Source organism: Pseudomonas sp. Irchel 3E20 (assembly GCF_900187645.1).
Lineage (GTDB): Bacteria > Pseudomonadota > Gammaproteobacteria > Pseudomonadales > Pseudomonadaceae > Aquipseudomonas.
The window spans coordinates 62,230-87,901 of sequence record NZ_FYEE01000010.1 but is presented as its reverse complement, the minus strand read 5'-3'; the positions used below and the strand labels follow the sequence as shown (position 1 = coordinate 87,901).

The window sequence follows — 25,672 nt, the reverse complement described above, 5'->3', positions numbered from 1 at the left end:
CCGGGAAGTTGTCTTTATATGCCCGCAACAGCAAGTTGCGGGCACGCTCGTTTTAGCCTGTTTTGCGCTGGCAAATACTGCGTTGGATCAATTCTGGATGGCGATTTTTGCGTATTGCTTGCCAGGTCAGCGTTCCTGCATGGTCGCTTGGACCAATCTGTAGGCAAAAAAACGCCCCGAACCAGTCGGGGCGTCAGAGATGCAGCAGGGCAGTTAGCTTTCTATACGTTATGCCCTGGACGTTTGCTCAGGTGAAACCAATCAGTGGAACTGTTCTTCTTCGGTGGAGCCGGTCAGTGCGGTAACCGAAGAGGTGCCACCCTGGATCACGGTGGTCATGTCGTCGAAGTAGCCAGTGCCCACTTCCTGCTGGTGAGCCACGAAGGTGTAACCCTTGGCGGCGTCAGCGAATTCCTGCTCTTGCAGCTTCACGTAGGCGGTCATGTCGTTGCGGGCGTAGTCGTGCGCCAGGTTGAACATGCTGTGCCACATATTGTGAATGCCGGCCAGGGTGATGAACTGGTGCTTGTAGCCCATGGCGGACAGTTCGCGCTGGAATTTGGCGATGGTCGCGTCGTCCAGGTTTTTCTTCCAGTTGAAGGAAGGCGAGCAGTTGTACGACAGCAGTTGGTCTGGGTATTCCTTTTTGATCGCTTCGGCGAAGCGACGAGCCTCTTCCAGGTCTGGCTTGGCGGTTTCGCACCAGATCAGGTCAGCGTAAGGCGCGTAGGCCAGGCCGCGAGCGATCGCCTGGTCGAGACCGGCGCGTACTTTGTAGAAGCCTTCCTGGGTGCGTTCGCCAGTCACGAATGGCTGGTCGTACGGGTCGCAGTCGGAAGTCAGCAGGTCAGCCGCGTTCGCGTCGGTACGTGCCAGGATGATAGTCGGGGTGCCGGCAACGTCGGCCGCCAGGCGGGCAGCGGTCAGCTTCTGCACGGCTTCCTGGGTTGGAACCAGTACCTTGCCGCCCATGTGGCCGCATTTTTTCACGGAGGCCAGTTGGTCTTCGAAGTGAACGCCAGCGGCGCCTGCTTCGATCATGCTCTTCATCAGCTCGTAAGCGTTCAAAACGCCGCCGAAACCGGCTTCAGCGTCGGCAACGATCGGCGCGAAGTAGTCGATGTAGCCAGCGTCGCCTGGGTTCTTGCCGGCTTTCCACTGGATCTGGTCGGCGCGACGGAACGAGTTGTTGATGCGCTTGACCACGGTTGGAACCGAGTCAACCGGGTACAGCGATTGGTCCGGGTACATCGACTCGGCGGAGTTGTTGTCTGCGGCTACTTGCCAGCCCGACAGGTAGATCGCCTGGATGCCGGCCTTGACTTGTTGCACAGCCTGGCCACCAGTCAGGGCGCCCATGCAGTTGACGAAATCTTTCTCAGGGCGGAAGGAAGGCTTGGCGCCCTGGGTAACCAGGTTCCACAGCTTTTCGGCGCCCATGCGTGCCAGGGTGTGCTCAGGCTGAACCGAGCCACGCAGACGCACGACGTCAGCAGCGGAGTAAGCGCGTGTCACGCCTTTCCAGCGTGGGTTTTCAGCCCAATCTTTTTCGAGGGCTGCAATTTGCTGTTCGCGTGTCAGTGCCATGGAGATAAACCTCGTCGCGTCTTTGTTGAAAGTCGTTCTTGGGTGGAAAATTCATGCTGCTCGCTGACCAGAAGCTTAGGTAGTCAAGTCGGGTCTGGCGGGGAAGGCGACGGGATGAACGATGGGCTCGAGGAGGAAGTGAGCAGGTAAAGGCGTTCTGGCGAGCGCATTCGGGCGTCGTGGGCCTTTATACGTTTGTCAGTGTGATGCCGGGTTACCTAGTTACGCTTCCGTCCCTCGGGACAACTTCGTTCCAGTCGCAACCTCGTCAAACACACCTTGTGGGCGGTACAGACACGAATCGGCTCAGGTCGGTAAGGTGTGAGCATCGATCCGAAGGCCCTTGCCAGGGCCTCTGATTAGCGGGAGCGAGGCCATCATGCCTTTGGTTTTTTGCCTCGTCAAACATTTTGTAGTGCTTTTTTTGCGGCACTACATCTTTGGTCTAATACGACTAATCAGTCAGTTTTCGATGTTCTAGTCCAAAGTCTCGACTTTAACCCGCAGGCTCATGTCATCCCGGCCTTGGGTCCCGTAGTTGCGGGTCTGGCCTTGAATATCGGCTTGAGTCTGGCGGTTGATTCCGGCCAGGGTGATCCATTCGCCCAGGCGCCCACTGACGGTTGTGTCGGTGCTCTGCACGTTCACTACATCCGGGCGCTCCTGGCTCATACGGTCGCGGTTGGTGCTGATGGCCAGGTGCACGGTGTCGCCGCTGACACTGGCAGTGACGTAGAAGCCCTGGGTGACGTTGCGGTACTCGGTCTGGCTTTGCAGGCGGCCATAGGCATCGGTCTGGGTGCTGGTCAGCGGCACGCTTTGGCCAGTCTGGATCAAGGCCGGGACGCCTTCGCTGGCCTGGATTTGCTGCACGCCGCCGTCACGGCTGGCGGTGCTGCGGGTGATGATGCGGGTCTGGCTGGTGCTGGTCTGTTGGCTGTTTTCGCTGGTGTCGACGGTAATCAGCAGGCGCTTGGCCGGTGTGTCCAACTGCTCGAGCAGGGTGCGCAGGCCTTGGATTTTTTCTGGCTCGGCATTGACGATCAGTTGATTGCCGTAGGCGCTGACGGTGCCCTCCTTGCCAAGGAAGTTCTGCGCCACCGGTAGCAGGTCGGCGCTGGTGCGATTGTTCAATGGCAGGACTTCGGTGGCGGCCATTACCGAAAAGCTAGCGGCCAGGAGCGCGGCGGTGAATAGGGTGCGTAGGGACATGTCCGTTATCTCTGCGATTCAAAGGCTGATTCTGCCAGTTTGTCGGCCTGCGAGGGGGCAAGTTGAATCGTAGAGCGCAAAACACCCTGGCATCGGTGGATAGCAGGGTGTTTTTGGGCGGGCGTGGGAAGGCTATCGCGTGGCGGGTCAGGCTTCGCGCACCATATCGACGTGAGGAATGCCTACTTCTAGGAATTCTTCGCTGACGATGTTGAAGCCCAGGCGCTCATAAAACGGCGCAGCGTGCACCTGTGCGCTGAGGGTCTGCTTGGTCTGCCCGCGTTTCTCGGCTTCGCCGATTACCGCTTCCATCAGGGCATCGCCCACCTTCAGCCCGCGCCAGTCCTTGAGCACCGATACACGGCCAATCTCGCCGCTGGGCAGCAAGCGGGCGGTGCCGATGGGGAAGTCGCCCTCGTAGGCCAGGAAATGCACCGCGCCACTGTCATCAGCGTCCCATTCCAGTTCTGGTGGGACGGATTGCTCGGCGATGAACACCGCTTCACGAATGCGCCGGATCTCAGCGTTGTCCTTTTGCCAGTCTGCGACACGTACGTGAATCTTATTCATCGGCAAACCCCAGGCTTCCTTGCTTGACCAGTTCACACAGCAGGCCGCGGCTATCTTCGTCGCTCAGCCATGGGCCGAGGTTGTCGGCGTGCAGGGCATCGGCGGCGCAGATCATTTTCAACAGTTCGCGCAATTTACCTGGCAGGTAACGGCTCTGACCGCTGGCGAACAGTAGCAGATCGTCGTCGACTTCCGACCAGGCCAGGCGTGCGCTTGGATTGCGTATCAGGATGGCGCCTTGTTCCAGGGCGCTGAGCACCTCTTCCTCCTCCAGATCCTCGGGGCCAGCCACCAGTTCCGGGTAGCGTGGCTCGGTCATGAACTGGCCGAACCAGGTCAGCAGCAAGCGTTCGTCGCTCATGTGCTCGGCCAGCAGGCCCTTGAGGCGGTCGAGGGCGTCGTGCTGGATCTGGTGCGGGTCGCTGACCGGTTGCGCGTCGGCGTCGGTGTAGCGATCTTCGTCAGGCAGGAATTGGCTGAGGAAGTCGGTGAAATGGGTCAGCACTTCGGCGGCGCTTGGCGCGCGGAAACCCACGGAGTAGGTCATGCAGTCATCCACGGCCACGCCGCAATGAGCCAGGCGCGGCGGCAAGTAGAGCATGTCGCCTGGTTCCAGGACCCATTCGTCGGTTTCTTCAAATTCGGCCAGGATGCGCAGATCGGCGTGTTGCAGCATCGGGCTTTCTGAGGTGCACATCTGGCCAATTTTCCAGTTGCGCTTGCCGTGGCCTTGCAGCAGGAACACGTCGTAGTTGTCGAAATGCGGGCCGACGCTGCCGCCCGGCGCGGCGAAGCTAATCATCACGTCGTCCACGCGCCAGCTCGGCAGGAAGCGGAAGTGTTCCAGCAGTTCACTGACTTCCGGTACGAATTGGTCGACTGCTTGCACCAGCAGGGTCCAGTCGCGCTCCGGCAGTTTGCTGAATTCGTCTTCGGCGAAAGGGCCGCGGCGCAATTCCCAGGGGCGTTCGCCATTCTCGATGATGAGGCGCGATTCGACCTCTTCTTCCAGGGCCAGGCCGGCCAGTTCGTCGGCGTCGATCGGGCTTTCGAAATCGGGGATGGCTTGGCGGATCAGCAGGGGCTTCTTCTGCCAGTAGTCGCGCAGGAATTCCCGTGCCGTGATGCCGCCCAGAAGTTGAAGAGGAATATCAGGATTCATGTGTAACCTATTGAAAAAAAGCACTTTTCAGACGGGAATAAAAACGCCCGGCGCTGCCGGGCGTCTCAAGGGGTCAAGCGGCGATCAGATGCGTTTGGCTTGGGCCACGGCGTTGCCGATGTAGTTGGCCGGCGTCAGCAGCTTGAGTTCGGCTTTCGCAGCGGCCGGCATTTGCAGGCCATCGATGAAAGTTTGCAGCGCTTGTGGGCTGATGCCTTTGCCGCGCGTCAACTCTTTGAGTTTTTCATACGGGTTTTCGATGTTGTAGCGACGCATGACCGTTTGGATCGGCTCGGCCAGGACTTCCCAGCAGGCGTCCAGGTCAGCGGCGATTTTCTGCTCGTTGAGTTCCAGCTTGCTGATGCCTTTGAGGCTCGCTTCGTACGCGATCACGCTGTGGGCAAAGCCTACGCCCAGGTTACGCAGTACGGTGGAGTCAGTCAGGTCGCGCTGCCAGCGGGAAATCGGCAGCTTGCTCGCCAGGTGCTGGAACAGCGCGTTGGCGATGCCCAGGTTGCCTTCGGAGTTCTCGAAGTCGATCGGGTTGACCTTGTGGGGCATGGTCGAGGAGCCAATTTCGCCGGCGATGGTGCGCTGCTTGAAGTAGCCCAGGGAGATGTAGCCCCAGATATCGCGATCGAAGTCGATCAGGATGGTGTTGAAGCGGGCGATGGCATCGAACAGTTCGGCGATGTAGTCGTGAGGTTCGATCTGGGTGGTGTAGGGGTTGAAGCCCAGGCCCAGTTCGTCTTCGATGAAGGCGCGAGCGTTGGCTTCCCAGTCGATCTCGGGGTAGGCCGACAGGTGGGCGTTGTAGTTGCCCACGGCGCCGTTGATCTTGCCCAGCAGCGGCACGGCGGCAACCTGGGCGATCTGGCGCTCCAGGCGATACACGACGTTGGCCAGCTCTTTGCCCAGGGTGGTCGGCGAAGCCGGTTGGCCGTGGGTGCGCGACAGCATCGGCACGTCGGCGAAGCGGATCGCCAGTTCGCGGATGGCATTGGCGGTCTGGCGCATCAGGGGCAGCATCACGTCATCACGGCCTTCGCGCAGCATCAGGGCGTGGGACAGGTTGTTGATGTCCTCACTGGTGCAGGCAAAGTGGATGAACTCGCTGACCTGGGCCAGTTCCGGCAGCTTGGCCGCTTGCTCTTTGAGCAGGTATTCGATGGCTTTAACGTCGTGGTTGGTGGTGCGCTCGATCTCTTTCACACGCTCGGCGTGTTCCAGGGAGAAATTTTCCGCCAGGGTGTTCAACACGGCGTTGGCTTGCGCGGAGAACGCCGGCACTTCGCTGATGGCGGGATGGGCGGCCAGGCGCTGGAGCCAGCGCACTTCAACCAGGACGCGGGCACGGATCAGGCCGTACTCGCTGAAAATAGGGCGCAGGGCCTGAGTTTTGCCGGCGTAGCGGCCGTCAACAGGGGAAACCGCAGTGAGCGAAGAGAGCTGCATGGGGTGTTCTCGGACAGTCGGGCAACGAAATGGGGCGCGTATCATACATGAAAAAAATCGTCGGTCCGTTGCCAACTGACCGACGTATTACGCGTCAAGGGCTACAAATACAGGTTCAGCTACTGCGCATCAGCGGGTAGAGCTCTTTGAGCAGCTTGCGTCGGCTGATGACCAGTTGCCAGCGATGCCCACCCAGTTGCCGCCACAGGCGCGCCGAGCGAATGCCGGCCAGGAGCAGGGCGCGGATCTTCGAGGCGTTGCTGGGCTGCTGCAGGTTGCGCATGTCGCCGTGCACCTGGATGCGCTGGCGCAGGGTGCTCAGGGTGTCCTGGTACAGCGCGCCGCACGCAGCGATGACATTTTCATGGGCGGGGCCGAAATGCTCTACCTGCGCCTGGATCTGCGGCAGGCGTTTGCCGATGGTTTCCAGCAGGTCGTCGCGCTTGGCCAGTTGCCGCTCCAGACCCAGCATGGACAGGGCGTAGCGCAGTGGCTCGCGCTGCAAGGTGTTAGGGTCGCGCTCAAGGGCGCCGATGAGGGCGCGGTAACCTTCGCGCAGGTTCAGGTCATCGCCGCCGTAGACTTCCAGGGTGTCCTTGGGGTCGCGGATCAGCAGGCTGCCGAGCATGCAGCTCAGGCCCGCCTCGGTGACCTGCCCGGTCTTGGCAATCTTGTCCACCAGTACCGCGGCAAGGAACACGCCGCCCAGGGCTGTCAGTTGCTCCTGAGTCGGGCTCATGCCGGGTTGCTCCAGGGTTCGGCGACTTCGATCACGCCGCCACCCAGGCAGATTTCACCGTCATAGAACACCACGGATTGCCCCGGTGTGACCGCCCGTTGCGGTTCATCAAAGGTAGCGCGATAGCCATCGGCGGTTTTTTCCAGGGTGCAGGGCTGATCGCTCTGGCGATAGCGCACTTTGGCGGTGAGCCGGCGCGGTGCGCTCAGATCGATCGGGTTGACCCAATAGATGTCGGAGGCGAGCAGGGCGCCTGAAAACAGCCAGGGGTGATTGTTGCCCTGGCCGACGATCAGTTCGTTGTGCTCCAGGTCCTTGATCAGTACGTACCAGGGCTCATCGCCTGCATCTTTTAGGCCGCCGATGCCCAGGCCCTGGCGCTGGCCGATGGTGTGGTACATCAGGCCATGGTGGCGGCCGATGACCTCGCCTTCGGTGGTTTTGATCTCGCCCGGTTGTGCGGGCAGGTACTGCTTGAGGAAGTCGCTGAAGCGGCGTTCGCCGATAAAGCAGATCCCGGTGGAGTCCTTTTTCTTGGCGGTGGCCAACTCGTGCTTTTCAGCGATAGCGCGCACCGCGGGTTTTTCCAGCTCGCCGACCGGGAACAGGGTCTTGGCGATCTGCTCGCCACCCACGGCGTGGAGGAAGTAGCTCTGGTCTTTGTTCGGGTCCAGGCCCTTGAGCAGCTCGGTACGGCCATCGATATCGCGGCGGCGCACGTAGTGGCCTGTAGCAATCAGGTCGGCACCCAGCATCAAGGCGTAGTCGAGGAACGCCTTGAACTTGATTTCGCGGTTGCACAGGATGTCCGGGTTAGGCGTGCGCCCGGCCTTGTATTCGGCCAGGAAGTGCTCGAACACGTTGTCCCAGTATTCGGCGGCGAAGTTGGCGGTGTGCAGCTTGATGCCGATCTTGTCGCAAACGGCCTGGGCGTCGGCCAGGTCGTCCATGGCGGTGCAGTAGTCCGTTCCATCGTCTTCTTCCCAGTTCTTCATGAACAGGCCTTCCACCTCATAGCCCTGCTCGATCAGCAGGAGGGCGGAAACGGAAGAATCCACGCCGCCGGACATGCCGACGATGACGCGCTTCTTTTGTGTGTCAGAAGGGGCTGGCTCACGCATAGGAATTCAACGGGTGTCTTGAAAAAGGACGCGATTCTAGCAGGCCGCAGCCCGCAAGGCTAAAGAGAAGGGCGGATCAGCGCCAGGCTGTGGCGCGAGCCGGCCAGATAATCGTCGATGCAGCGGATAATCAGCTCGCTGCGCCAGTGCTCGCGTCGGGCTATCAATTCGTCGCGGGTCAGCCAGCGGGCACCGATGATGCCGTCGTCGAGTTGATAATCGGGGTGGTGTTTGAGGGGCTTGGCGGCGAAGCACACACGTTGGTAGGTCACGCCGTTGCTGGGGGCGGTGTAGAGGTAGAGGCCAACCACCGCGGTGGGTTCGACGTCCCAGCCGGTTTCTTCCAGGGTTTCGCGAACGGCGGCCTCAATCAGGGTTTCGTTCGGGTCCAGATGGCCGGCGGGTTGGTTGAGCACGGCGCGGCCGCCCTTGGATTCTTCGACCATCAGGAAGCGGCCGTTGTCTTTGACGATGGTGGCGACGGTGATGTGGGGCTGCCAATCCATAGAACTTCCTCGATTTCAGGTTTATGCAGGGGATGTTAGGTGGACTTTTTGTGGGGTGAACCTGCAGGCGATAGCAATGTGCCGGCCGATACCGCTGCGGGATGATAAACCGTTATCGCGCGCAAACTCGTTCATGTAGGGCAATCAAGGTCCGCAAAGCACAAACCCCGGCACGGGGCCGGGGTTTGTGGTGGCGGCGCGGGGGGCAATCAGGCAGCCAGGCTGTCCGATACCAGGGCCGCGATGGCGTCGTTGAAGGTCTTGCTTGGACGCATTGCCTTGCGCAACAGCGCCGGGGTGGCGTGGTAGTAGCCGCCGATATCCACTGGCTTGCCCTGGACCGCGTTGAGCTCGGCAACGATGGTTGCCTTGTTCTCGGCCAGGGTCTGGGCCAGGGTGGCGAATTGCGCTTGCAGGGCGCTGTCTTCGGTCTGGGCGGCCAGGGCCTGGGCCCAGTACAGCGCCAGGTAGAAGTGGCTGCCGCGGTTGTCGATGTTGCCGACTTTGCGCGAAGGCGACTTGTTGTTGTCCAGGAACTTACCGGTGGCTTGGTCCAGGGTTTTGGCCAGCACCTGCGCCTTGGGATTGTCGTAGGTGGTGCCCAGGTGCTCCAAGGAAGCGGCCAGGGCGAGGAACTCACCCAGGGAGTCCCAGCGTAGGAAGTTCTCTTCCAGCAGTTGCTGCACATGTTTGGGCGCGGAGCCGCCAGCGCCGGTCTCGAACAGGCCGCCACCGTTCATCAGCGGCACGATCGACAGCATCTTGGCGCTGGTGCCCAGTTCCATGATCGGGAACAGGTCGGTCAGGTAGTCGCGCAGTACGTTGCCGGTGACCGAGATGGTGTCCTGCCCCGCGCGGATACGCTTGAGGGTGAACGCCATCGCCTCGACCGGCGACATGATGCGGATGTCCAGGCCCGAGGTGTCGTGATCCTTCAGGTAGGCCTGAACTTTCTCGACCACGACGCCATCATGGGCGCGCATCGGGTCCAGCCAGAAAATCGCCGGGGTTGCACTGGCGCGGGCACGGTTGACCGCCAGTTTGACCCAGTCCTGGATCGGTGCGTCCTTGGTCTGGCACATGCGAAAGATGTCACCGGCCTCGACCGCTTGCTCCAGCAGCAGGTTGCCTTTGCTGTCGGTGACGCGAACCACGCCGTCAGCCTTGATCTGGAAAGTCTTGTCGTGGGAGCCGTACTCTTCGGCCTTTTTCGCCATCAGGCCGACGTTCGGCACGCTGCCCATGGTGGTCGGGTCGAAGGCGCCGTGTTGCTTGCAGTCTTCGATTACCGCTTGGTAGATGGTGGCGTAGCAGCGATCCGGGATCACGGCCTTGGTGTCGTGCAACTGGCCGTCGGTGCCCCACATCTTGCCGGAGTCACGGATCATGGCGGGCATCGAGGCGTCGACGATCACGTCGCTCGGTACGTGCAGGTTGGTGATGCCTTTGTCGGAGTTGACCATCGCCAGTGCCGGGCGGACTGCGTACACAGCCTGGATGTCGGCTTCGATCTGGGTTTGTTGCTCCACCGGCAGGGCCTTGATGCGCGCGTAAAGGTCACCGATGCCGTTGTTCAGGTTGAAGCCGATTTCGCGCAGCACATCAGCGTGCTTGCTCAGGGCGTCCTGATAGAACTCGGCAACGATCTGGCCGAACATGATCGGGTCGGAGACTTTCATCATGGTGGCTTTCAAGTGCACCGACAGCAGTACGCCTTGTTTTTTGGCGTCTTCAATTTGCGCGGCGATGAAGGCGCGCAGGGCCTTTTTGCTCATGATGGCGCAATCGATGATCTCGCCGGCTTGCACGGCGGTCTTTTCCTTCAGGACGCTGACGCTGCCGTCCTGGGCGATCAGTTCGATTTTGACGCTGTCCTTGGTTTCGATCAGTGCGGCTTTTTCGCTGCCGTAGAAGTCGCCGTTGCTCATGTGGGCCACGTGGGACTTGGAGTCCGCAGCCCAGGCGCCCATTTTGTGCGGATGCTTGCGGGCGTAGTTCTTGACCGACAGCGGGGCGCGGCGGTCGGAGTTGCCTTCGCGCAGCACCGGGTTCACGGCGCTGCCCTTGATCTTGTCGTAGCGGGCGCGGGTTTCTTTGTCGGCGTCGTTGGCCGGCGCTTCCGGGTAGTCCGGCAGCTCGAAGCCCTTGGCCTGGAGCTCCTTGATCGCAGCCTTGAGCTGGGGGACCGAAGCACTGATGTTGGGCAGCTTGATGATGTTGGCTTCTGGCGTGATGGCCAGGTCGCCCAGTTCTGCCAGGTCGTCCGACACCGCTTTGTCCGTGCTCAGTTGCTCGGTGAAGCTGGCGAGGATGCGTGCTGCAAGAGAGATGTCACGGGTTTCCACGGCGATATCGGCCGAAGCGGTGAAGGCTTCGATGATCGGGAGCAGGGAGTAAGTGGCGAGGGCGGGAGCTTCGTCGGTGAAGGTGTAGATGATCTTCGAGCGGGTGGGCATATTCGGATTAACTCTCTTCTGGCTAAGCGTGCTCGGAAACTCGAGATGCGCGTGATAGGCGCTTTCGTTCAAAGTCATCCATGAGCCGAAAGTCGAGGTTTCTTCGCGATGATGTTGGGTGCATCAATCAAACGTCGGACGGCCGGTTTGCGGTAGCAGCGCGGCCTCTTCAGGGCTGAAAGTCTCATTCCTGACAGGGTTGTGTTCTGTGACCCAGTGGTCACCGGCGCATTATACATAGGTCTTTAGTACTACGCTGGCGGCGAATGCGGGCGGGGGGTTGTCCTTTGGTCTAAAGGCTCGTGCCCGGTGGGGGCCTTACACTGCGCGCCCTGGTGCTGCACTTTGTCGGTTCCCTCGTTGCTTTGCAGCTTGTAGGGCGCCAAAAGTACAGGTTCGGTCCCAGATGAGTGGAACATAAGGTTCCCGTCCAGATTCAACTGGGTTACGCTCCTGCGCAGCCAGATGTTCAATCCACACAACGGAGTCCAGCATGGGATACAAGAAGATTCAGGTTCCAGCAGTCGGCGACAAAATCACCGTCAATGCAGACCATTCTCTCAATGTTCCTAACAACCCGATCATCCCTTTTATCGAAGGTGATGGCATTGGCGTCGATATCAGCCCGGTCATGATTAAGGTTGTCGATGCGGCTGTTAAGAAAGCTTACGGTGGCGAGCGCAAAATCTCCTGGATGGAAGTGTACGCCGGTGAGAAGGCCACTCAGGTCTACGATCAGGACACCTGGCTGCCTCAGGAAACCCTGGACGCCGTCAAAGACTACGTTGTCTCCATCAAGGGCCCGTTGACCACGCCAGTCGGCGGCGGTATCCGTTCCCTGAACGTGGCCCTGCGCCAGCAACTGGACCTGTACGTTTGCCTGCGCCCTGTGCGTTGGTTTGAAGGCGTGCCTAGCCCGGTCAAGAAGCCTGGCGACGTCGACATGACGATCTTCCGCGAAAACTCCGAAGACATTTATGCCGGTATCGAGTGGAAGGCGGGTTCGCCGGAAGCGACCAAGGTCATCAAGTTCCTGAAAGACGAAATGGGCGTGACCAAGATCCGTTTCGACGAAAACTGCGGCATCGGTATCAAGCCGGTTTCCCTGCAGGGCACCAAGCGTCTGGCTCGCAAGGCACTGCAGTATGTAGTCGATAACGACCGTGACTCGCTGACCATCGTGCACAAAGGCAACATCATGAAGTTCACCGAAGGTGCCTTCAAGGAATGGGCCTACGAAGTGGCGGCCGAAGAGTTCGGCGCGACCCTGCTTGATGGTGGTCCTTGGATGCAGTTCAAGAACCCAAAAACCGGCAAGAACGTCATCGTCAAGGATGCCATTGCCGACGCCATGCTTCAGCAGATCCTGCTGCGCCCGGCCGAGTACGATGTGATCGCCACCCTGAACCTCAACGGTGACTACCTGTCCGACGCCCTGGCGGCGGAAGTGGGCGGTATCGGTATCGCTCCGGGCGCCAACCTGTCTGACACCATCGCAATGTTCGAAGCCACCCACGGTACGGCCCCGAAGTACGCAGGCAAAGACCAGGTGAACCCGGGTTCGCTGATCCTGTCGGCGGAAATGATGCTGCGTCACATGGGCTGGACCGAAGCGGCCGACCTCATCATCAAGGGCACCAATGGCGCCATCTCGGCCAAGACTGTGACCTATGACTTCGAACGCCTGATGGACGGTGCCAAACTGCTGTCGTCTTCTGCGTTCGGCGATGCCCTGATCTCTCATATGTGAGCTGATCTGCGCTAAGCAAAAACCGGCCATTTCATTTGATTGATATGGCCGGTTTTTTATATCTGAATGTTTGGTTGTTCTTAGGTTGCAGCGGCTTCTTTTCTTGGTGTCGGGCTGCTTGTGCCGGCGTTGGGGGTATCGATATTGGCGCTGATTTTGATGGCATGCAGTCCCTTGGGGCCCTGGATGATTTCGAACTTCACTGGCTGACCCGCTTTCAGGGTCTTGTATCCATCCATCTCGATAGCTGAATAATGGGCAAACAGGTCTTCTGTCTTGCCTTCTTCGTTGATAAATCCATACCCCTTGGCATTGTTAAACCATTTGACCTTGCCGCTTGCCATACTCATATCCCTCTGCAACAGACTCCATCACTGGAGTATCATCCAGTTAATCTGCACTCAAAACGGAAAATCCGGTTGACGGTGCGGACCTTTATTACCCAATGTGGGCTCCTATTGGTTGTAACACCGTTTTGCTGATAGTCAAGGTGACTGGGCGGATGGAGTTGAAATCCTCCCGGGGAGCCCCCACCACTGTATTTGCACAACTGACGAACCTTTCTTTCCATGCATGCAATCAGCCAGATTCGACTAACATTCAATCAGGATCGCCCGGACCTACACGACGACGATTCCGCAGGCATTGCTGTACAGGAGGCTAAGCCTGCCCTACAGGCGCCACCGATGTACAAGGTGGTTTTGTTCAATGATGACTACACACCGATGGATTTCGTCGTCGAAGTGCTCGAGGTGTTTTTTAACCTGAATCGCGAGCTGGCGACCAAGGTCATGCTGGCCGTTCATACAGAAGGACGGGCAGTATGTGGAGTGTTTACCCGCGACATCGCCGAGACCAAGGCCATGCAGGTCAACCAGTACGCCAGGGAAAGCCAGCATCCGCTACTCTGTGAAATCGAGAAGGACGGTTAACTCCGACCACTTGGGTATGAGGTGAAGCTATGTTAAACCGCGAGCTCGAAGTCACTCTCAATCTCGCCTTCAAGGAGGCTCGCTCAAAGCGTCATGAGTTCATGACGGTCGAGCACCTTTTGTTGGCCCTTTTGGATAACGAGGCCGCCGCCACTGTGTTACGTGCGTGCGGCGCCAACCTCGACAAACTCAAGCACGATCTGCAGGAGTTCATCGACTCCACCACTCCGTTGATCCCTGTCCATGACGAGGATCGCGAAACCCAGCCAACCCTGGGGTTTCAGCGGGTTCTGCAGCGTGCTGTCTTCCATGTACAGAGCTCGGGCAAGCGGGAAGTGACTGGCGCCAACGTGCTAGTTGCCATCTTTAGTGAGCAAGAGAGTCAGGCCGTGTTTCTGCTCAAGCAGCAGAGCGTTGCGCGCATTGATGTCGTCAACTACATCGCCCATGGCATTTCAAAAGTGCCGGGGCATGGCGATCACTCTGAAGGTGAGCAAGATATGCAGGACGATGAGGGCGGTGAGTCTTCCTCTTCAGGCAATCCTCTGGATGCGTACGCCAGCAACCTCAATGAACTCGCGCGTCAGGGTCGTATCGACCCGCTGGTAGGGCGTGAGCTGGAAGTGGAGCGCGTCGCCCAGATACTGGCGCGTCGACGCAAGAACAATCCTCTGTTGGTCGGCGAGGCGGGTGTGGGTAAAACCGCGATCGCTGAAGGCTTGGCCAAGCGCATTGTCGATAATCAGGTGCCAGACCTGCTGGCTAACAGCGTTGTCTACTCCCTGGACCTGGGGGCGCTGCTCGCCGGGACCAAATACCGCGGCGATTTCGAGAAGCGTTTCAAAGCGTTGTTGGGTGAGCTGAAAAAACGTCCGCAGGCCATCCTTTTTATTGATGAGATCCACACCATCATTGGTGCTGGTGCGGCCTCTGGTGGCGTGATGGATGCCTCGAATCTGCTCAAGCCGTTGTTGTCTTCGGGCGACATTCGTTGCATCGGTTCCACTACGTTCCAGGAGTTTCGCGGTATTTTCGAGAAGGATCGCGCCTTGGCGCGGCGCTTCCAGAAGGTTGACGTGTCAGAGCCTTCGGTAGAAGACACCATTGGAATTTTGCGCGGCCTTAAAGGGCGTTTTGAGCAGCATCACAATATCGAGTACAGCGATGAGGCATTGCGCGCGGCTGCCGAGCTGGCATCGCGCTACATCAATGATCGGCATATGCCCGACAAAGCCATCGACGTTATCGACGAGGCGGGCGCCTATCAGCGCCTGCAACCGGTCGAGAAGCGCGTGAAGCGTATTGAGGTGCCGCAGGTTGAAGATATTGTGGCCAAAATCGCTCGTATTCCGCCTAAGCATGTCACCAGTTCTGATAAGGAACTGCTGCGCAATCTTGAACGGGATCTGAAACTCACCGTGTTCGGCCAGGATGCCGCTATCGATTCATTGTCGACCGCGATCAAGTTGTCTCGCGCAGGGCTCAAATCGCCCGACAAGCCCGTAGGCTCCTTCCTGTTCGCGGGGCCGACCGGTGTTGGCAAGACCGAAGCTGCCAGGCAGTTGGCCAAGGCCATGGGTATCGAGTTGGTGCGCTTCGACATGTCCGAGTACATGGAGCGGCATACCGTGTCCCGCTTGATCGGCGCACCTCCCGGGTATGTCGGTTTCGACCAGGGCGGTTTGTTGACCGAGGCTATCACCAAGCAACCGCATTGCGTGTTGTTGCTCGATGAGATCGAGAAGGCGCACCCGGAAGTCTTCAACCTGTTGTTGCAGGTCATGGACCACGGGACGCTGACGGACAACAACGGGCGCAAGGCAGATTTCCGTAATGTGATCCTTATCATGACAACCAATGCGGGTGCGGAAACGGCAGCGCGCGCGTCTATTGGCTTCACTTTCCAGGATCACTCTTCTGACGCCATGGAAGCGATCAAGAAGAGTTTCACGCCGGAGTTCCGCAACCGCCTGGATACCATTATCCAGTTCGGTCGCCTCAGCCACGAAGTCATCAAAAGTGTGGTGGACAAATTCCTTACCGAGCTTCAGGCGCAGTTGGAGGACAAGCGTGTGCTGTTGGAGGTGACGGATGCGGCGCGGGGGTGGCTGGCCGAGGGTGGCTACGATGTGCAAATGGGTGCCCGCCCGATGGCTCGTTTGATCCAGGACAAGATCAAGCGCCCCCTGGCCGAAGAGATTCTCTTTGGCGAGTTGGCCGAGCATGGCGGCGTGGTACATATCGATCTGAAGGATGGCGAGCTGACCTTCGAGTTCGAAACCACGGCTGAAATGGCTTGATAGTGAGCTGGCAGTAAAACAAAAAGGCGCTTGAATGCGCCTTTTTGTTGTCTGTTAATTTGCGCAAACAAAAACGCCCGGTATGAACCGGGCGTCTTGTATTGACTTGCTTAGCGAGCGCGGTAAGTGATGCGACCTTTGCTCAAGTCATAGGGCGTCAGCTCGACGCGCACTTTGTCACCGGTAAGAATACGAATGTAATTCTTGCGCATCTTGCCGGAGATATGCGCGGTTACGACGTGCCCATTTTCCAACTCCACGCGAAACATGGTGTTGGGCAGGGTGTCGACGACAGTGCCTTCCATTTCGAAGCTGTCTTCTTTCGACATGCAGTAAAGCCCTCGGTATCCAATGAATGGCCCGGTGCAACTGCGCCAGGCAAAAGCGGCGTGCATTGTGCCCGAAAAATGGGGTTTAAGCCAAGGGCTTCTAACTCATGGTCACCCAACGTTGATTAATGAGCAGCTCGATGGGGCGATATTGGGTCTTGTAGTTCATCTTTTTGCAGTTCTTGATCCAGTAGCCGAGGTACACCGCATCCAGCTCCAGGCGCCGGGCCTCGGCGATTTGCCAGAGGATGGCATAGCGCCCGAGGCTGCGCCGCTCTTCCTTGGGCTCATAAAAGGTGTACACCGCCGAGAGCCCGTTGGGCAGTAGGTCGCTGACCGCTACCGCGAGTAGGCGACCGTCAAGACGGAACTCATAGAATCTGGAGAAGGGCAGTTCGCGGACCAGAAAGGTTGAAAACTGTTCGCGGCTGGGTGGGTACATGTCGCCGTCGGCGTGACGTTGCTCGATGTAGCGTTGGTAAAGGTCGAAGTATTCTTCGCTGAACGTGGGCTTGGCCGGTTGCACATGCAAATCCGCATTGCGCTTGAAGATGCGTTTCTGCTGGCGGTTGGGCAAAAATTGCGCTGCGGGGATGCGTGCGGGGACGCAGGCGTTGCAGTTCTGGCAGTGGGGCCGGTAGAGGTGGTCGCCGCTGCGGCGAAAGCCCATCTCCGACAGGTCGGCATACACATGCACATCCATGGGCTGGCTAGGGTCGAGAAAAAGCGTAGTCGCCTGCTCTTCGGGCAGGTAGCTGCAAGAGTGAGGCTGAGTGGCATAGAACTTCAGGCGCGCCAACTCGGTCATGGTCAACCCTCGGAATAAGCTTTGGGTAAGTGTAAGCCAGCTTGGTAAAAGGCGCCTAGGGAACCCAGGTGGCGCTGTTGGGCTGGTCGAGATGGCGGGCCAGGTAGCCTGCGAACTCGCGGCGGGCGAGGGCGCGGGCGCCGAGGCTGTGCAGGTGTTCGGTGGGCATCTGACAGTCGATGAGGACAAAGCCTGACCGCTCAAGGTGCTTGACCAGGGTGGCGAAGCCGAACTTGGAGGCGTTGTCGGCGCGGCTGAACATAGACTCGCCAAAAAACAGTTGCCCCATCGCCAGCCCATAGACCCCGCCGACGAGCACGCCCTGGTCCCAGACCTCGACCGAATGGGCATACCCGCGCTTGTGCAGCTCCACGTAGGCGTTCTGCATCGCCTCGGTGATCCAGGTGCCGTCGGCATATTTCCGGGGCGCTGCGCAGGCCTGGATGACGGCAGCGAAGTCCTGGTCGAACGTTACCTGGTAGCGTTGCTGGCGCAGCAGCTTGGCCAAGCTGCGGGAAATATGTAGTTCGCTCGGAAATAGGACGGTGCGCGGGTCTGGCGACCACCAGAGGATGGGCTGGCCTTCGGAAAACCATGGGAAGCAGCCATGGCGGTAAGCCTGGATCAGGCGATCGGCGCTCAGGTCGCCGCCGGCGGCCAGCAGCCCGTTGGGCTCGCGCATGGCTTTTTCCAGCGGCGGGAAGGCGAGGGAGTTGCGTTGTAACCAGGTCAGCATGGCATTCAGGCTTATAGCAGGGCCGATACAGACAGTAGGGGCTGTGTCGGCGAAGACGAGGGTTGTTGGGTATCTGCAACTCTACACGGCCATCAGGGTCGAACTCGGGGTGGCTTCGAGGCGGTAGTACGGTACTGGCACTTCAGGGCCCGGGATCCGGCGCAAATGCTCTGCCCCGTTCATAAACCTCTCATAAGCCTTTGTCACAAAAGACAATGCGTGCTCAAATTGGCCCGCATCTGCCGGCCTGCTGGCTATGCTACACCCAAGCCGTCGCGACGTGGCATCGCCCGTGCAAACCCGTACAATGGCCATTCGGCGCGCACTTTGCTTCAAGAATGAAGAGCACAGTGTTAAAAATAGTTTCAGTTATGCTTGTTAACTTGTTGCCTGCCCGGATTGGGCAGTTTTTATAGTCAATCAACAGTTGGTCGCGCTACGGCGCAGGAAAAGACGCGTTTTGAAGAAATCCACGGCAGCACCTAAAGCAGTAGTTCCTCTCTGGCGCCAGCAATTGCACTACCGGTTAAAGGAAGGTGCACTGATTGCCATTGGCGCATTGTGCCTGTTTCTGATGATGGCATTGCTGACTTACGGCAAGGACGATCCGGGCTGGAGCCATAACAGCAAGATTGATGACGTGCAGAACTTCGGCGGCCCCGCCGGTTCTTATAGCGCCGATATCCTGTTCATGATCCTGGGTTACTTCGCCTATATCTTCCCGTTGTTATTGGCCATCAAGACCTACCAAATATTTCGCCAGCGCCACGAACCCTGGCTGTGGAGCGGTTGGCTGTTTTCCTGGCGCCTGATCGGCCTGGTGTTCCTTGTGCTGTCGGGCGCAGCCCTGGCCCACATCCACTTTCACGCGCCCACCGGCTTGCCGGCTGGGGCCGGCGGTGCGTTGGGCGAGAGCCTGGGCGACCTCGCGAAGAACGCGCTGAACATCCAGGGCAGTACGCTGATGTTCATCGCGTTGTTCCTATTCGGCCTGACAGTATTTACCGACCTTTCGTGGTTCAAGGTCATGGACGTGACCGGCAAGATCACCCTGGACCTCTTCGAGTTGTTCCAGGGCGCGGCCAACCGTTGGTGGGCGGCCCGTGTCGAACGCAAACAACTGGTTGCGCAGTTGCGCGAGGTCGATACCCGGGTCAACGAAGTGGTGGCGCCTACGGTCACCGATAAGCGCGAACAAGCCAAGGTCAAAGAGCGTTTGATCGAGCGTGAACAAGCCTTGAGTAAGCATATGTCCGAGCGGGAAAAACAAGTTCCGCCGGTTATTGCACCGGCTCCGGCCAAAACGCCGGAACCGAGTAAGCGTGTTCAAAAAGAGAAACAGGCACCGTTGTTTGTCGACAGTGCAGTTGAAGGCACTTTGCCACCAATCTCTATCCTGGACCCGGCTGAAAAGAAGCAACTCAATTATTCCCCCGAGTCTTTGGCCGCCGTCGGTCATTTGCTGGAAATCAAACTCAAGGAGTTTGGTGTTGAAGTTTCTGTGGATTCGATTCACCCAGGCCCGGTGATTACCCGCTACGAAATCCAGCCCGCCGCAGGTGTCAAGGTCAGCCGCATCTCCAACCTGGCCAAGGACCTGGCCCGTTCCCTGGCCGTGACCAGTGTGCGGGTGGTGGAAGTGATTCCCGGCAAGACCACCGTCGGCATCGAGATCCCCAACGAAGACCGCCAGATCGTGCGCTTCTCCGAGGTGCTGTCGACACCGGAGTACGACGACGCGAAATCCCCGGTCACCCTGGCCCTGGGCCATGACATCGGCGGCAAACCGGTTATCACCGACCTGGCGAAGATGCCCCACCTGCTGGTGGCCGGTACGACAGGCTCCGGTAAGTCGGTGGGCGTCAACGCGATGATTCTGTCGATCCTGTTCAAGTCCGGCCCTGAAGACGCCAAGCTCATCATGATCGACCCGAAAATGCTCGAGTTGTCGATCTACGAAGGCATCCCGCACCTGCTGTGCCCGGTGGTCACCGACATGAAGGACGCCGCCAACGCCCTGCGCTGGAGCGTGGCCGAGATGGAGCGGCGCTACAAACTGATGGCGAAGATGGGGGTGCGCAACCTGTCGGGCTTCAACCATAAGGTCAAGGAAGCTCAGGACGCAGGCACGCCGCTGACCGACCCGTTGTACAACCGCCAGAGCATCCACGACGAAGCGCCGTTGCTGACCAAGCTGCCGACCATCGTGGTCGTGGTCGATGAATTCGCCGACATGATGATGATCGTCGGCAAAAAGGTCGAAGAGCTGATCGCCCGTATCGCCCAAAAGGCCCGTGCCGCCGGTATCCACCTGATCCTCGCCACCCAGCGCCCTTCGGTGGACGTGATTACCGGCCTCATCAAGGCCAACATCCCCACGCGCATGGCGTTCCAGGTATCGAGCAAGATCGACTCGCGCACCATCATCGACCAGGGTGGCGCCGAGCAACTGCTGGGCCACGGCGACATGCTCTACATGCCGCCCGGCACCAGTCTGCCGATCCGCGTGCACGGCGCTTTCGTCTCCGATGACGAGGTGCACCGCGTGGTAGAGGCCTGGAAACTGCGCGGCGCACCGGAATACAACGATGACATTCTCAATGGCATCGAAGAGGCCGGCAGCGGTTTTGATGGCGGCAGTGGTGGCGGGGAAGAAGATGCCGAAACCGACGCCTTGTACGACGAAGCGGTACAGTTCGTGCTCGAAAGCCGTCGCGCCTCCATCTCTGCCGTGCAGCGTAAGCTGAAAATAGGCTACAACCGTGCCGCGCGTATGATCGAGGCCATGGAAATGGCCGGGGTCGTGACCTCCATGAACACCAACGGCTCGCGTGAAGTATTGGCCCCGGGCCCTTCGCGCGACTAAGCACTGATTTGCCACAGGGCGGCGTGCCAGCACGCCGTTCGCCTTCCCACGAATTCTATGAGGACTCCCATGCGTCTGATCCGCATGCTGTTGCTGCCGGTACTGGCCCTGACCACGCTGACCGCCCACGCCGATGACAAGGACGTGGCACGCTTGACCCAATTGCTGGAAAAGTCCCAGACCCTGACGGCGCGGTTCTCCCAACTGACCCTCGATGGCAGCGGCACCCAGTTGCAGGAAACCGCCGGCCAGATGGCATTGCAGCGCCCGGGGCTGTTCTACTGGCACACCGATGCGCCGCAAGAACAACTGATGGTCTCCGATGGCCAGAAGGTCTCGCTGTGGGACCCGGACCTAGAGCAGGTGACCATCAAGAAACTCGACCAGCGCCTGACCCAGACCCCGGCCCTGTTGCTCTCCGGCGACGTGTCCAAGATCAGCGAAAGCTTCGAGATCAGCGCCAAGGAACAAAGCGGGGTGATCGACTTCACCCTCAAGCCCAAGACCAAGGACACCCTGTTCGACAGCCTGCGCCTGTCGTTTCGCAATGGGTTGGTCAACGACATGCAGCTGATCGACAGCGTCGGCCAGCGCACCAACATCCTGTTTACCGCGGTCAAGGCCAATGAACCGATCCCCGCGTCCAAGTTCAAGTTCGACATCCCCAAGGGTGCCGATGTGATCCAGGAGTAAGGCGCAGGCCCTGTGGGCACCTGCCACCCGTACCCAGCGAGGTTTGCTAAGTAGTGATGGACCTGTTTCGAAGTGACCCGATCGCCCAGCCACTGGCCGCGCGGCTGCGCGCGACCAACCTGGACGAGTACGTCGGCCAGGAGCACTTGCTGGCGCGCGGCAAACCCCTGCGCGAGGCGCTGGAGCAGGGCGCGCTGCACTCGATGATCTTCTGGGGGCCGCCTGGGGTCGGCAAAACCACCCTTGCGCGGCTGCTGGCGCAGGTCTCTGACGCCCACTTCGAAACCGTCTCGGCGGTGCTGGCCGGGGTCAAGGAAATCCGCCAGGCGGTGGACGTGGCCAAGCAGCAGGCCGGGCAATACGGCAAGCGCACCATCCTGTTTGTCGACGAAGTGCACCGCTTCAACAAGTCCCAACAGGACGCGTTCCTGCCCTATGTCGAAGACGGCACGCTGATTTTCATCGGTGCTACCACCGAAAACCCCTCGTTCGAGCTCAACAATGCCTTGCTCTCCCGCGCCCGGGTCTATGTGCTTAAAAGCCTGGACGAGGCCGCCATGCACAAACTGGTGCAGCGTGCCCTCAGCGAGGACAAAGGCCTGGGCCAGCGTCGGCTGAGCCTGAGCGACGAAGGCTTCAAGATGCTCCTGGCCGCCGCCGACGGTGACGGCCGGCGCCTGCTCAACCTGCTGGAAAACGCCTCCGACCTGGCCGAAGACGGCACGCAGATCGGCGAAGACTTGCTGCAAAGCCTGCTGGGCGACACACGGCGGCGCTTCGACAAGGGCGGCGAGGCCTTCTACGACCAGATCTCGGCGCTGCACAAATCCGTGCGCGGCTCCAACCCGGACGGCGCCCTGTACTGGTTCGCCCGCATGCTCGACGGTGGCTGCGACCCGCTGTACCTGGCGCGCCGCGTGGTGCGCATGGCCAGCGAAGACATCGGTAACGCCGACCCCCGTGCCCTGAGCCTATGCCTGGCGGCCTGGGACGTGCAGGAGCGCCTGGGTAGCCCGGAAGGCGAGTTGGCGGTGGCCCAGGCCATCACTTACCTGGCCTGCGCGCCGAAAAGCAACGCGGTGTACATGGGCTTCAAGGCAGCGATGCGCAGCGCCGCCGAGCATGGCTCCCTGGAAGTGCCACTGCACCTGCGCAATGCCCCGACCAAGCTGATGAAGCAACTGGGCTATGGCGACGAGTACCGCTACGCCCACGACGAGCCGGACGCTTACGCCGCCGGCGAAGACTACTTTCCCGATGAACTGGCGCCGCAACCCTTCTACCAACCCGTGCCCCGGGGCCTGGAACTGAAGATCGGCGAGAAGCTGCGCCACCTCGCGGCCCAGGACCAGGCCAGCCCCCGGCAACGGAGAAAACCGTGATCCCCCTGGTCCTTGCCGTCTCGGCGGGCGGCGTGGCCGGCACCTTATTGCGCTTTGCCGCCGGCAATTGGGTCAGCGCCAATTGGCCGCGGCACTTCTATACGGCGACGCTGGCCGTTAATATCGTCGGCTGTCTGCTGATCGGCGTCCTATACGGTCTGTTTTTGATTCGCCCGGAGGTGCCCGTCGAGGTACGTGCCGGGTTGATGGTCGGCTTTCTGGGCGGCCTCACAACGTTTTCATCCTTTTCACTGGATACGGTGCGCTTGCTGGAAACCGGGCAAGCGCCGCTGGCCCTGGGCTACGCGGCAATCAGCGTATTCGGCGGGCTGCTCGCGACCTGGGCTGGCCTGTCCCTGACCAAACTTTGATAGACGAGAGACCGACATGCTCGATTCCAAACTGTTACGTAGCAACCTGCAGGACGTAGCGGATCGCCTGGCTTCCCGGGGCTTTGTCCTGGACGTGGCCCGCATCGAAGCGCTGGAAGAACAGCGCAAGACCGTCCAGACCCTGACCGAAAAACTCCAGGCCGAGCGCAACGCAGTCTCCAAGGGCATCGGCCAGGCCAAGCAGCGCGGCGAAGACATCGCGCCGCTGATGGCCAACGTCGAGAACATGGGCAACCAGTTGAGCGCCAGCAAGGTCGAACTGGATGAAATCCAGAACGCCCTGGACGCCATGTTGCTGAACATCCCCAACCTGCCCCATGAGTCGGTACCGGTTGGCGCCGACGAAGACCACAACGTCGAAGTGCGCCGCTGGGGCACGCCGACGGTCTTCGACTTCCCGGTCAAAGACCACGTGGCCCTGGGCGAGCAGTTCGGCTGGCTCGACTTCGAGACCGCCGCCAAGCTCTCCGGCGCCCGTTTCGCCTTGCTGCGCGGGCCGATTGCGCGCCTGCACCGCGCCCTGGCGCAGTTCATGATTAACCTGCACATCAACGAACACGGCTACGAAGAGGCCTACACGCCTTACCTGGTCCAGGCCCCGGCCCTGCAAGGCACCGGTCAGTTGCCCAAGTTCGAGGAAGACCTGTTCAAGATCAGCCGCGAAGGCGAAGCCGACCTGTACCTGATCCCCACCGCCGAAGTGTCGCTGACCAACATCGTCGCCGGCGAGATCATCGACGCCAAGCAGCTGCCGTTGAAGTTCGTCGCCCACACGCCGTGTTTCCGCAGTGAAGCGGGCGCTTCGGGGCGTGACACCCGCGGCATGATCCGCCAGCACCAGTTCGACAAGGTCGAAATGGTGCAGATCGTCGAGCCGTCCACCTCCATGCAGGCCCTCGAAGGCCTCACCGCCAACGCCGAGAAAGTCCTGCAACTGCTGGAGCTGCCTTACCGCACCCTGGCCCTGTGCACCGGCGACATGGGCTTTAGCGCGGTCAAGACCTACGACCTCGAAGTGTGGATCCCGAGCCAGGACAAGTACCGCGAAATCTCCTCGTGCTCCAACTGCGGCGATTTCCAGGCCCGGCGCATGCAGGCGCGTTTTCGCAACCCGGAAACCGGCAAGCCTGAGTTGGTGCACACCCTCAACGGCTCCGGCCTGGCGGTGGGCCGCACCCTGGTGGCGGTGCTGGAAAACTACCAACAGGCCGACGGCTCGATCCGTGTGCCAGCAGTACTCAAGCCCTACATGGGCGGCATCGAGGTCATCGGCTAAATGAACTATCTGCCACTGTTCCATAACCTGCGTGGCAGGCGTGTGCTGGTGGTCGGCGGCGGGGAGATTGCCTTGCGCAAGTCCCGCCTGCTGGCCGAGGCCGGCGCGGTGCTGCGGGTGGTTGCTCCCCAGGTCGAAACCCAGTTGCGTGAACTGGTGCAGGGCAGTGGCGGTGAAGTGCTGTTGCGTGGTTACCAGGAGGCCGACCTCGATGGCTGCGTGCTGGTGATCGCCGCCACCGACGACGAACCACTCAACGCCCAGGTGTCCAGCGACGCTACAGGGCGCTGCGTGCCGGTCAACGTGGTGGACGCGCCCGCCTTGTGCAGCGTGATCTTCCCGGCCATCGTCGACCGTTCGCCCTTGGTCATCGCCGTCTCCAGTGGCGGCGATGCTCCAGTGCTGGCGCGGTTGATCCGGGCCAAGCTGGAAACCTGGATTCCTTCCACCTACGGCCACTTGGCGGGGCTGGCGGCGCGTTTTCGCCACCAGGTCAAAGGCTTGTTCCCCGACGTGCAGCAACGCCGGGCCTTCTGGGAAGACGTGTTCCAGGGCCCGATTGCCGACCGCCAACTGGCCGGGCAGGGGGCCGAGGCCGAACGCCTGCTGTTGGCAAAAATCAACGGTGAGGCGCCGCGTGCCGGTGGCGAAGTCTATCTGGTGGGCGCAGGGCCGGGCGATCCGGACCTGCTGACCTTTCGTGCCTTGCGCCTGATGCAACAGGCCGATGTGGTGCTTTACGACCGCCTCGTCGCCCCGGCGATCCTTGACCTGTGCCGCCGCGACGCGGAACGGGTCTACGTCGGCAAGCGCCGCGCCGAACACGCGGTGCCCCAGGAGCAGATCAACCAGCAACTGGTGGACCTGGCCCTGCAAGGCAAACGCGTGGTGCGGCTCAAGGGCGGCGACCCGTTCATCTTCGGCCGTGGCGGCGAAGAGATCGAAGAGCTGGCGGCCCACGGCATTCCCTTCCAAGTGGTGCCGGGGATCACGGCGGCCAGCGGTTGCGCGGCCTATGCCGGCATTCCCCTGACCCACCGCGACTACGCACAGTCGGTGCGTTTCGTTACCGGCCACCTCAAGGACGGCAGCACCGACCTGCCCTGGGGCGACCTCGTGGCGCCGGGGCAAACCCTGGTGTTCTACATGGGCCTGGTGGGCTTGCCGATCATCTGCGAACAACTGATTGGCCACGGCCGCTCGGCCGACACCCCGGCGGCGTTGATCCAGCAGGGCACCACGGTCAATCAGCGGGTGTTCACCGGCACCTTGGGCAATTTGCCGGAACTGGTGGCGGAGCATGAAGTGCATGCGCCGACCTTGGTGATCGTCGGCGAAGTGGTGCAACTGCGCGAGAAACTGGCGTGGTTTGAAGGGGCACAGGCGCAGGTGCTGTAGCC

Annotated in this window: 22 protein-coding genes; 9 read left to right on the top strand and 13 right to left on the bottom strand. The window is 60.3% G+C overall.

Annotation, left to right across the window (positions count from 1 at the left end; genetic code table 11):
• Positions 1 to 261 precede the first annotated feature (261 nt).
• From aceA to CKW13_RS17975, 9 genes are all read right to left on the bottom strand, one after another.
• Positions 262 to 1,587, bottom strand: a complete 1,326-nt coding sequence (gene aceA, locus CKW13_RS18015) for an isocitrate lyase (protein WP_095109949.1) — start codon at positions 1,585 to 1,587, stop codon at positions 262 to 264.
• 477 nt (positions 1,588 to 2,064) lie between these two features.
• The gene (locus CKW13_RS18010) at positions 2,065 to 2,799 is read right to left on the bottom strand and encodes a secretin N-terminal domain-containing protein (protein ID WP_095109948.1); all 735 of its coding nucleotides are present in this window, start codon (positions 2,797 to 2,799) and stop codon (positions 2,065 to 2,067) included.
• A gap of 147 nt (positions 2,800 to 2,946) precedes the next feature.
• The gene (locus tag CKW13_RS18005; protein WP_095109947.1) at positions 2,947 to 3,369 is read right to left on the bottom strand and encodes a GNAT family N-acetyltransferase; all 423 of its coding nucleotides are present in this window, start codon (positions 3,367 to 3,369) and stop codon (positions 2,947 to 2,949) included.
• Positions 3,362 to 4,531 (bottom strand): cupin domain-containing protein, encoded by a 1,170-nt coding sequence (locus CKW13_RS18000; RefSeq protein WP_095109946.1) that lies wholly within the window; start codon positions 4,529 to 4,531, stop codon positions 3,362 to 3,364. The genes CKW13_RS18005 and CKW13_RS18000 overlap by 8 nt, the downstream gene beginning before the upstream one ends.
• A gap of 84 nt (positions 4,532 to 4,615) precedes the next feature.
• Positions 4,616 to 5,986: an adenylosuccinate lyase gene (gene purB / locus CKW13_RS17995; RefSeq protein WP_095109945.1), complete on the bottom strand. Its 1,371-nt coding sequence runs from the start codon at positions 5,984 to 5,986 to the stop codon at positions 4,616 to 4,618.
• A gap of 115 nt (positions 5,987 to 6,101) precedes the next feature.
• On the bottom strand, positions 6,102 to 6,725 hold the full coding sequence (hflD, locus tag CKW13_RS17990; RefSeq protein WP_095109944.1) for a high frequency lysogenization protein HflD: 624 nt from the start codon (positions 6,723 to 6,725) through the stop codon (positions 6,102 to 6,104).
• Positions 6,722 to 7,846 carry a tRNA 2-thiouridine(34) synthase MnmA gene (gene mnmA / locus CKW13_RS17985; protein WP_095109943.1) on the bottom strand — a complete coding sequence of 375 codons (1,125 nt, stop codon included), beginning with the start codon at positions 7,844 to 7,846 and terminating at the stop codon, positions 6,722 to 6,724. Before mnmA ends, hflD begins: the two co-directional genes overlap by 4 nt.
• A gap of 59 nt (positions 7,847 to 7,905) precedes the next feature.
• On the bottom strand, positions 7,906 to 8,352 hold the full coding sequence (locus CKW13_RS17980; protein ID WP_095109942.1) for an NUDIX hydrolase: 447 nt from the start codon (positions 8,350 to 8,352) through the stop codon (positions 7,906 to 7,908).
• 209 nt (positions 8,353 to 8,561) lie between these two features.
• The gene (locus CKW13_RS17975; RefSeq protein ID WP_095109941.1) at positions 8,562 to 10,808 is read right to left on the bottom strand and encodes an NADP-dependent isocitrate dehydrogenase; all 2,247 of its coding nucleotides are present in this window, start codon (positions 10,806 to 10,808) and stop codon (positions 8,562 to 8,564) included.
• 493 nt (positions 10,809 to 11,301) lie between these two features.
• Between CKW13_RS17975 and icd the strand changes: the two genes are divergently transcribed.
• Positions 11,302 to 12,558, top strand: coding sequence for an NADP-dependent isocitrate dehydrogenase (icd, locus tag CKW13_RS17970; RefSeq protein ID WP_095109940.1), 1,257 nt, complete (start codon positions 11,302 to 11,304; stop codon positions 12,556 to 12,558).
• 80 nt (positions 12,559 to 12,638) lie between these two features.
• Here the strand turns inward: icd and cspD are convergent, their stop codons facing one another.
• Positions 12,639 to 12,902, bottom strand: coding sequence for a cold shock domain-containing protein CspD (cspD, locus tag CKW13_RS17965; protein ID WP_176465138.1), 264 nt, complete (start codon positions 12,900 to 12,902; stop codon positions 12,639 to 12,641).
• Positions 12,903 to 13,127: 225 nt separating this feature from the next.
• Here cspD and clpS point away from each other — a divergent pair, with 225 nt between their 5' ends.
• Both clpS and clpA read left to right on the top strand, forming a co-directional pair.
• Positions 13,128 to 13,490, top strand: a complete 363-nt coding sequence (clpS, locus tag CKW13_RS17960; protein ID WP_015094394.1) for an ATP-dependent Clp protease adapter ClpS — start codon at positions 13,128 to 13,130, stop codon at positions 13,488 to 13,490.
• 29 nt (positions 13,491 to 13,519) lie between these two features.
• On the top strand, positions 13,520 to 15,790 hold the full coding sequence (clpA, locus tag CKW13_RS17955; protein ID WP_095109938.1) for an ATP-dependent Clp protease ATP-binding subunit ClpA: 2,271 nt from the start codon (positions 13,520 to 13,522) through the stop codon (positions 15,788 to 15,790).
• Between the two features lie 110 nt (positions 15,791 to 15,900).
• Here the strand turns inward: clpA and infA are convergent, their stop codons facing one another.
• The 3 genes from infA to aat all read right to left on the bottom strand — a co-directional run bounded on the left by infA (position 15,901) and on the right by aat (position 17,663).
• The gene (infA, locus tag CKW13_RS17950) at positions 15,901 to 16,119 is read right to left on the bottom strand and encodes a translation initiation factor IF-1 (RefSeq protein ID WP_002553999.1); all 219 of its coding nucleotides are present in this window, start codon (positions 16,117 to 16,119) and stop codon (positions 15,901 to 15,903) included.
• Between the two features lie 100 nt (positions 16,120 to 16,219).
• Entirely contained in the window at positions 16,220 to 16,927 is a 708-nt protein-coding gene (locus CKW13_RS17945) for an arginyltransferase (RefSeq protein ID WP_095109937.1), read from the bottom strand.
• A 55-nt stretch (positions 16,928 to 16,982) separates the two neighbouring features.
• Entirely contained in the window at positions 16,983 to 17,663 is a 681-nt protein-coding gene (aat, locus tag CKW13_RS17940; RefSeq protein WP_095109936.1) for a leucyl/phenylalanyl-tRNA--protein transferase, read from the bottom strand.
• A 427-nt stretch (positions 17,664 to 18,090) separates the two neighbouring features.
• Here aat and ftsK point away from each other — a divergent pair, with 427 nt between their 5' ends.
• The 6 genes from ftsK to cysG all read left to right on the top strand — a co-directional run bounded on the left by ftsK (position 18,091) and on the right by cysG (position 25,670).
• On the top strand, positions 18,091 to 20,529 hold the full coding sequence (gene ftsK, locus CKW13_RS17935; protein WP_371856241.1) for a DNA translocase FtsK: 2,439 nt from the start codon (positions 18,091 to 18,093) through the stop codon (positions 20,527 to 20,529).
• 69 nt (positions 20,530 to 20,598) lie between these two features.
• On the top strand, positions 20,599 to 21,222 hold the full coding sequence (gene lolA, locus CKW13_RS17930; RefSeq protein ID WP_095109934.1) for an outer membrane lipoprotein chaperone LolA: 624 nt from the start codon (positions 20,599 to 20,601) through the stop codon (positions 21,220 to 21,222).
• A gap of 56 nt (positions 21,223 to 21,278) precedes the next feature.
• Complete coding sequence (locus CKW13_RS17925; RefSeq protein ID WP_095109933.1) at positions 21,279 to 22,604, top strand: replication-associated recombination protein A; 1,326 nt, start codon at positions 21,279 to 21,281, stop codon at positions 22,602 to 22,604.
• Positions 22,601 to 22,975 (top strand): fluoride efflux transporter CrcB, encoded by a 375-nt coding sequence (crcB, locus tag CKW13_RS17920; protein ID WP_095109932.1) that lies wholly within the window; start codon positions 22,601 to 22,603, stop codon positions 22,973 to 22,975. Before CKW13_RS17925 ends, crcB begins: the two co-directional genes overlap by 4 nt.
• 16 nt (positions 22,976 to 22,991) lie before the next feature.
• On the top strand, positions 22,992 to 24,272 hold the full coding sequence (gene serS, locus CKW13_RS17915) for a serine--tRNA ligase (protein ID WP_095109931.1): 1,281 nt from the start codon (positions 22,992 to 22,994) through the stop codon (positions 24,270 to 24,272).
• Positions 24,273 to 25,670 carry a siroheme synthase CysG gene (gene cysG, locus CKW13_RS17910; RefSeq protein ID WP_095109930.1) on the top strand — a complete coding sequence of 466 codons (1,398 nt, stop codon included), beginning with the start codon at positions 24,273 to 24,275 and terminating at the stop codon, positions 25,668 to 25,670.
• The last annotated feature ends 2 nt before the right edge of the window (positions 25,671 to 25,672 follow it).

What these genes read in the sequence shown, in the direction of transcription:
- aceA (WP_095109949.1), bottom strand. Translation starts at nt 1,587, where the DNA reads ATGGCACTGACACGCGAACAGCAAATTGCAGCCCTCGAAAAAGATTGG.
- CKW13_RS18010 (WP_095109948.1), bottom strand. Translation starts at nt 2,799, where the DNA reads ATGTCCCTACGCACCCTATTCACCGCCGCGCTCCTGGCCGCTAGCTTT.
- CKW13_RS18005 (WP_095109947.1), bottom strand. Translation starts at nt 3,369, where the DNA reads ATGAATAAGATTCACGTACGTGTCGCAGACTGGCAAAAGGACAACGCT.
- CKW13_RS18000 (WP_095109946.1), bottom strand. Translation starts at nt 4,531, where the DNA reads ATGAATCCTGATATTCCTCTTCAACTTCTGGGCGGCATCACGGCACGG.
- purB (WP_095109945.1), bottom strand. Translation starts at nt 5,986, where the DNA reads ATGCAGCTCTCTTCGCTCACTGCGGTTTCCCCTGTTGACGGCCGCTAC.
- hflD (WP_095109944.1), bottom strand. Translation starts at nt 6,725, where the DNA reads ATGAGCCCGACTCAGGAGCAACTGACAGCCCTGGGCGGCGTGTTCCTT.
- mnmA (WP_095109943.1), bottom strand. Translation starts at nt 7,846, where the DNA reads ATGCGTGAGCCAGCCCCTTCTGACACACAAAAGAAGCGCGTCATCGTC.
- CKW13_RS17980 (WP_095109942.1), bottom strand. Translation starts at nt 8,352, where the DNA reads ATGGATTGGCAGCCCCACATCACCGTCGCCACCATCGTCAAAGACAAC.
- CKW13_RS17975 (WP_095109941.1), bottom strand. Translation starts at nt 10,808, where the DNA reads ATGCCCACCCGCTCGAAGATCATCTACACCTTCACCGACGAAGCTCCC.
- icd (WP_095109940.1), top strand. Translation starts at nt 11,302, where the DNA reads ATGGGATACAAGAAGATTCAGGTTCCAGCAGTCGGCGACAAAATCACC.
- cspD (WP_176465138.1), bottom strand. Translation starts at nt 12,902, where the DNA reads ATGGCAAGCGGCAAGGTCAAATGGTTTAACAATGCCAAGGGGTATGGA.
- clpS (WP_015094394.1), top strand. Translation starts at nt 13,128, where the DNA reads ATGCATGCAATCAGCCAGATTCGACTAACATTCAATCAGGATCGCCCG.
- clpA (WP_095109938.1), top strand. Translation starts at nt 13,520, where the DNA reads ATGTTAAACCGCGAGCTCGAAGTCACTCTCAATCTCGCCTTCAAGGAG.
- infA (WP_002553999.1), bottom strand. Translation starts at nt 16,119, where the DNA reads ATGTCGAAAGAAGACAGCTTCGAAATGGAAGGCACTGTCGTCGACACC.
- CKW13_RS17945 (WP_095109937.1), bottom strand. Translation starts at nt 16,927, where the DNA reads ATGACCGAGTTGGCGCGCCTGAAGTTCTATGCCACTCAGCCTCACTCT.
- aat (WP_095109936.1), bottom strand. Translation starts at nt 17,663, where the DNA reads ATGCTGACCTGGTTACAACGCAACTCCCTCGCCTTCCCGCCGCTGGAA.
- lolA (WP_095109934.1), top strand. Translation starts at nt 20,599, where the DNA reads ATGCGTCTGATCCGCATGCTGTTGCTGCCGGTACTGGCCCTGACCACG.
- CKW13_RS17925 (WP_095109933.1), top strand. Translation starts at nt 21,279, where the DNA reads ATGGACCTGTTTCGAAGTGACCCGATCGCCCAGCCACTGGCCGCGCGG.
- serS (WP_095109931.1), top strand. Translation starts at nt 22,992, where the DNA reads ATGCTCGATTCCAAACTGTTACGTAGCAACCTGCAGGACGTAGCGGAT.
- cysG (WP_095109930.1), top strand. Translation starts at nt 24,273, where the DNA reads ATGAACTATCTGCCACTGTTCCATAACCTGCGTGGCAGGCGTGTGCTG.